Consider the following 5,078-nt stretch of genomic DNA (forward strand, 5'->3'; position numbering starts at 1 on the left):
AGGCGCGGCGTGGCGGGCACGGTGCGGGGCGGCGTCGGCCGGCACACCCGATGCAGCGGGCACGCGTCGGCCGACGCACCCGGTGCGGGCCCGCGGCTCAGACCGTCGCGGGGGACCGCTTCACACCGCCCGACGCGTGCGTGCGCTTCTTCGCGCCGCCCGGGAGCGCGTCGCCGGCCGCCGGGCCGGTCGTCCGGTAGCCGCGCGCGTCCTTGCCCGCCGGTCCGCGGCCGGCCCACTCCGGGCGCAGCCACAGCAGCGCCTCGTGCGACCGCTCCCAGCGGCCCAGCCACACCGCCTTGGCCCACAGCCCGGCGCCGACTCCGGCCATCAGCAGCCCGCCGGCCGCCGGAGCCGCGAACGAGGACCCGAGGGCGGCCAGGGCCGCGAGCAGCAGCCACCACCGGCGGGACCGCCGCCATGCCCTGGCGGTGACCGCCCGGTCCTGGAGGAAGACCCGCCGCCCGGCGCGCGAGGCCCCCTTCGCCAACTCCCGGTAGCGCTTGCGCCGTACGGCGAACGCCACCACCGCCGCGACCAGCAGGAGGGCGGCCCCGGCCGTGACACCGACCCGCCGTCCCAGCAGGCTGCCGGGCACGGCCGCACCGATCGCCGCGGTCGCCAGCCCGGTCCACCACAGCCATGTCGCGGGCACTCTCACCATCACCGCCACGCGCGCCAGCGCCGTCGCATCGCGCCCCACCACAGACCTCCCTCACCGCTCGTTCCGCTGTCCGACGGAGGCGGATCGTAACGGGCGGAGATGAGAATTTCCTGAGAACGGGGAACGAACACGGGGCCGCGGAACGGGGGCGAACCCGCGGCCTCGATACACGGGAACGAGCCCGGAACCGCGCCCCGGAACCGTACCCGCGAGTGGCCCGGGGTGCGGGGCCGGGGTGCGCGGGGCGGCGGTACGCGCGGCCGGGCTGCGTGTGCGGTCGGGATACGCGCGACCGGGGCGCGTGCGACCGGGGCGCGCGAAGCCTGGCTGCGCAGGGCGGGCTGCGCTCGGCGGGACACGCGGCGCCCGGATACACGCGGCCCGGGTGCGTACGGACGGGATACGCGGGGGCCGAACTGCGCGGGGCCGAACCGCGCGGTGCCGGGCGGCGCTCGGCCGGGCACGTGCAGCCGGGTACGCGCAGCCGGGTACGCGCAGCCGGGTACGCGCAGCCGGGTACGTGCAGCCGGGCGGGCCGCCCCGGCCCGGTGCCACCCCGGCCCGGCGGACCGGCCCGGCGGACCGGCCTGCTAGTCGACGAACAGGCCCCGCGCGGCCGCCTGAGCGTCGAACTCCTCCAGCCGCGCCTGCGCGTCCGGCAGACCGTCGCACATCGCCTCCAGCAGCACCCGCCCCAGCAGCATCGGCGCACAGGCCGTGTCGAAGGCCAGCCCCGTGCCGACGGCCGCGGGCAGCAGCAGATCGGAGTGCCGGGCGACCGGGGCGAACGCGCTGTCGGCGACGGTGACCACCGTCAGCCCGGCCGAACGGGCGTGCTCCAGCGCCTCGCCCACCTCCCTCGGGTGCCGCGGGAGCGCGAAGCACAGCAACGCGGTCGCGCCGGCGCGCACCGCCGCGTCGATGCGGTCGGTCAGCATCGTGCCGCCCTCGTCGAGCAGCCGCACGTCCGGATGGACCTTGGCCGCGAAGTAGGCGAAGCCGCGCGCCTGCGCGGACGCGGCCCGCAGACCGAGCACCGGCAGCGGCCGGGAGGCGGCCAGCAGCCGCCCCGCGTGCTCGGCGGGCGCCGGGTCGGCGAGCAGCCCTGCCAGATGCCGCAGATTCTCGATCTCGGCCAGCACGGCCTGCTGGTACTCGTTGTACGCGCCCGGGGCGTCCGGCTGTCCGGCGGCCGGTTCCACCGCCCGCAGATGCCTGCGCAGCGCCGGATAGCCGTCGAAGCCCAGCGCCACCGCGAACCGGGTCACCGAGGGTTGGCTGACCCCGGCCAGTTCGGCCAGTTCCACGCTGGACAGGAACGGCGCGTCCGCGGCCCGCCGCACCATGCAGTGCGCGATACGCCGCTGGGTCGGCGTCAGCCGGTGCCCCTCGAACAGCTGCTGCAACCGAGCGGCGGCCCCGGAAGCGGCCCCGGAAGCGGCCCCGGACCCCGCATCCCCGGCCGCCGCACCCGCGGGGCCCGCACCCACACGGCCGCCGCCCCCGGTGCCCGCCCCGCCGAAGCCCGTATCCCCGGAGCCCGCACCCAGGGAGCCCGTACCCCCGGAGCCCGCCCCCAGGGAGTCCGTGCCGTCGGAGCCCGCCCCCAGGGAGTCCGTGCCGTCGGAGCCCGCCCCCAGGGAGTCCGTGCCGTCGGAGCCCGTACCGCCCGGCCCGGCGCCACCGGCCGCTGCGCCCCCGCTCCCGCCCATCGGGGCCTCCTCGTCTCGGTCCGCGCGTTCACGCGATTATTCAGAGCCGTATCGCGTGCATGATTCCATGCATACACCGGGGACGGACGCGGAGCCCGCCGGCCCCCGGGGCCCGCCCCCTCCCCGGCCCGTTCACAGCTCGGGTCACAGCTCGGGCAGCAGCCTCTTCTGCGGCTTGCCCATGGCGTTGCGCGGCAGTTCGTCGAGGAAGCGGACCCGGCGGGGCCGCTTGTGCGCCGACAGCCGCGCGGCGACGAAGTCGACCAGCTGCCGCTCGGTCGCCGCCGGCCCGTCGGCGACGACGTACGCCACGATCTCCTGGCCGAGGTCCGGATGCGGCACGCCCACCACCGCCGCCTCGCGCACCGCCGGATGGTCCAGCAGCGCGTTCTCCACCTCGCCCGCGCCGACGCGGTAGCCCCCGGACTTGATCAGGTCGGTGGACGCCCGCCCGACGATGCGGTGGTGGCCGTCCGCGCCGATGGTCGCGATGTCGCCCGTCCGGAACCAGCCGTCGCCGGTGAAGGACCCGGCCGTCGCCTCCGGCCGGTTCAGATAACCGGTGAAGAGCGAGGGCCCCGTCAACTGGAGTTCCCCGATGCCCGACCCGGCACCACCGGCGCCGGGCACCGCGGCCGTCCCGTCACCCTCCTCGCCGGCGATACGGGTCCGCACGCCCGGCAGCGGCAGCCCGACCGAGCCCGGGTGGCGCTCCCCGTCGGCGCGGGCCGAGACCGTGATCAGGGTCTCCGTCATGCCGTAACGCTCGACCGGCCGCTGCCCGGTGAGCTGCCGGAGGTCGCGGAAGACGGGCGCGGGCAGCGGCGCGCTGCCCGACACCAGCAGCCGGGCGCCGCTCAGCGCACGCGCCGCGCCGGGGTCCGCGGCGATCCGGGACCACACGGTGGGCACCCCGAAGTACAGGCTGCCGCCCGCCGCCGCGTACGCCTCCGGGGTGGGCCGCCCGGTGTGCACCAGCCGGCTGCCGGTGCGCAGCGCGCCGAGCACACCGAGCACCAGTCCGTGCACGTGGAAGAGCGGCAGTCCGTGCACGAGCGTGTCGCCGGACGTCCACGCCCAGGCGTCCGCGAGACCGTCCAGACAGGCCGCCACGGCCCGCCGCGGCAGCAGGGCGCCCTTGGGCGCGCCGGTGGTGCCCGAGGTGTAGAGGATCATCGCGGTGGAGTCCGGGTCCGGCTCGGGGGCGTCGAAACCGGCCCGCTCACCGGCGTCGACCGGCACCACCGGCACGGCGGGCACGGCCGCCTCCGGCGCCCCCGCGGCGCGCCCGCCGCCCGGCGCCTCCCGTACCGCATCCCCGCGGCCGAGCAGCAGCTCCGCCCCGGAGTCCCGCAGGATGTGCCCCCGCTCGACGGGCCCCGAGTCCGGCGGTACGGGCACCACCGGCACCCCGGCCAGCAGCCCGCCGGCCACCGCCGCGACGGTCTCCAGCGAGGCGTCGGCGTGCACGGCGACGGCTCTCGCGCCCCGGATCCGGGCGGCCACCGCTCCCGCGGCGCCGAGCAGTTGTTCGCGTGAGAGGGAGCGCCCGGCGACCGTCAGGGCGTCGGGCCGGTCGGCGGAGCCGGGGCCGGCCGCCCCGGGGTGCGTCAGGGCGGGCAGCAGGGGGGCGCCGGTCACGTGAGCGTTCCTCCAGAAGTTTCGGCCGGGTCGGGCCGGGGGGCGGGCGGGGTCGGGGCGGGCTGACGTCGGGGCGGGTGCAGGCCGGGGATCGGGCTCGGGTTCAGGCCGGGGTCGGGGGTGGATCGGGCCGGGTCGGGACGGGTCGGGACGGGACGGGTCGGGTCGGGTCGGGCGGTGCTCGCCGGCCCGGTGCCGGACCGGGCACGGGGCCGGCACCGGGCCGAAACAGTGGACGCCGCTCCTCCGCGGGAGCGCGGCAACTGCCTCCCACACCCGCCCTGGGGCGGTCCGGTCCGCGATTCGGGGGGTTAGCCCCACTGTGGCGGGCCGTCCGTTTCTCTAGCGTGAACGGTAGAGCCCGGCCCGGACAGTGTGGCCCCTGCCGCCTGCGGGAGGGGCGGCCCCCTCGGCTCCGGGGCGCCGAGGCACGCGGCCGGGCCGCCCGCCGCCCGTTCCTCGTCCCACCGCGCCGAGGTTCCCGAGAAGAGGTCAGATGGACGCCCGTGACCCGGAGCTGAGAAAAGAGCTAGACGCCACCCTGCACGTGCGCAGGGAACTCGGTCCGGAGTACGAGTCGGAGCTGGTCGACTCGTTCCTCGAACGGCTGGACGGCGCTGTCGACCGGCGCGTGCGGCGGCAGCTCGCCGAGCAGCAGATGGTCGTCGCGCGCGGCTCGCGCCCGCCGCGCGCGCAGGGTGACAGCGACAGCTTCGGTGAACGCTTCGGCTTCGGCATCGTCTCGATGATCCTGGCCGTGCCGCTGTCCGCCATCGGATCGGCGAACGCGGGTTTCGCCGGACTGGTCGTCAGCTGGCTCGGCATCGTCGGGGTGAACGCCGTCCACGCCAGCGGCCGCGCCCCGTGGTCCCGCGAGCGGCCGCGGTCCGGCCGGGCCGACGGGCACCCGGGCGGCGACTGGGACGGGTGAGCCGCGGCGCCCCCGTCGCGGGACACCGGCCACCGGACACGGGCCGGGCACAGGCGGGACACAGGCCCCGGGACACAGGCCCGCACGATGCCGCCCCGGACAACAGGTCGCCCCCGGATTCCCTCTCCGG

Annotated in this window: 4 protein-coding genes; 1 reads left to right on the forward strand and 3 read right to left on the reverse strand. The window is 77.6% G+C overall.

The window, feature by feature from the left end; translation table 11 throughout:
- Positions 1-97 precede the first annotated feature (97 nt).
- The 3 genes from GCU69_RS14040 to GCU69_RS14050 all read right to left on the reverse strand — a co-directional run bounded on the left by GCU69_RS14040 (position 98) and on the right by GCU69_RS14050 (position 3,999).
- Positions 98-703 (reverse strand): hypothetical protein, encoded by a 606-nt coding sequence (locus tag GCU69_RS14040; protein ID WP_098752240.1) that lies wholly within the window; start codon positions 701-703, stop codon positions 98-100.
- Between the two features lie 551 nt (positions 704-1,254).
- Positions 1,255-2,154, reverse strand: coding sequence for a MurR/RpiR family transcriptional regulator (locus tag GCU69_RS14045; protein ID WP_098752241.1), 900 nt, complete (start codon positions 2,152-2,154; stop codon positions 1,255-1,257).
- Between the two features lie 366 nt (positions 2,155-2,520).
- Positions 2,521-3,999: an acyl-CoA synthetase gene (locus GCU69_RS14050; RefSeq protein ID WP_408055802.1), complete on the reverse strand. Its 1,479-nt coding sequence runs from the start codon at positions 3,997-3,999 to the stop codon at positions 2,521-2,523.
- Positions 4,000-4,513: 514 nt separating this feature from the next.
- On the opposite strand from GCU69_RS14050, the gene GCU69_RS14055 reads away from it, so the two are divergent.
- A complete protein-coding gene (locus tag GCU69_RS14055; protein ID WP_098752242.1) occupies positions 4,514-4,948 on the forward strand; it encodes a hypothetical protein in 435 nt (144 codons plus the stop codon).
- The last annotated feature ends 130 nt before the right edge of the window (positions 4,949-5,078 follow it).

The sequence above is a fragment of the Streptomyces lycii genome, assembly GCF_009735685.1.
GTDB classification, from domain to species: Bacteria; Actinomycetota; Actinomycetes; order Streptomycetales; family Streptomycetaceae; genus Streptomyces; species Streptomyces lycii.

What these genes read in the sequence shown, in the direction of transcription:
- GCU69_RS14055 (WP_098752242.1), top strand. Translation starts at nt 4,514, where the DNA reads ATGGACGCCCGTGACCCGGAGCTGAGAAAAGAGCTAGACGCCACCCTG.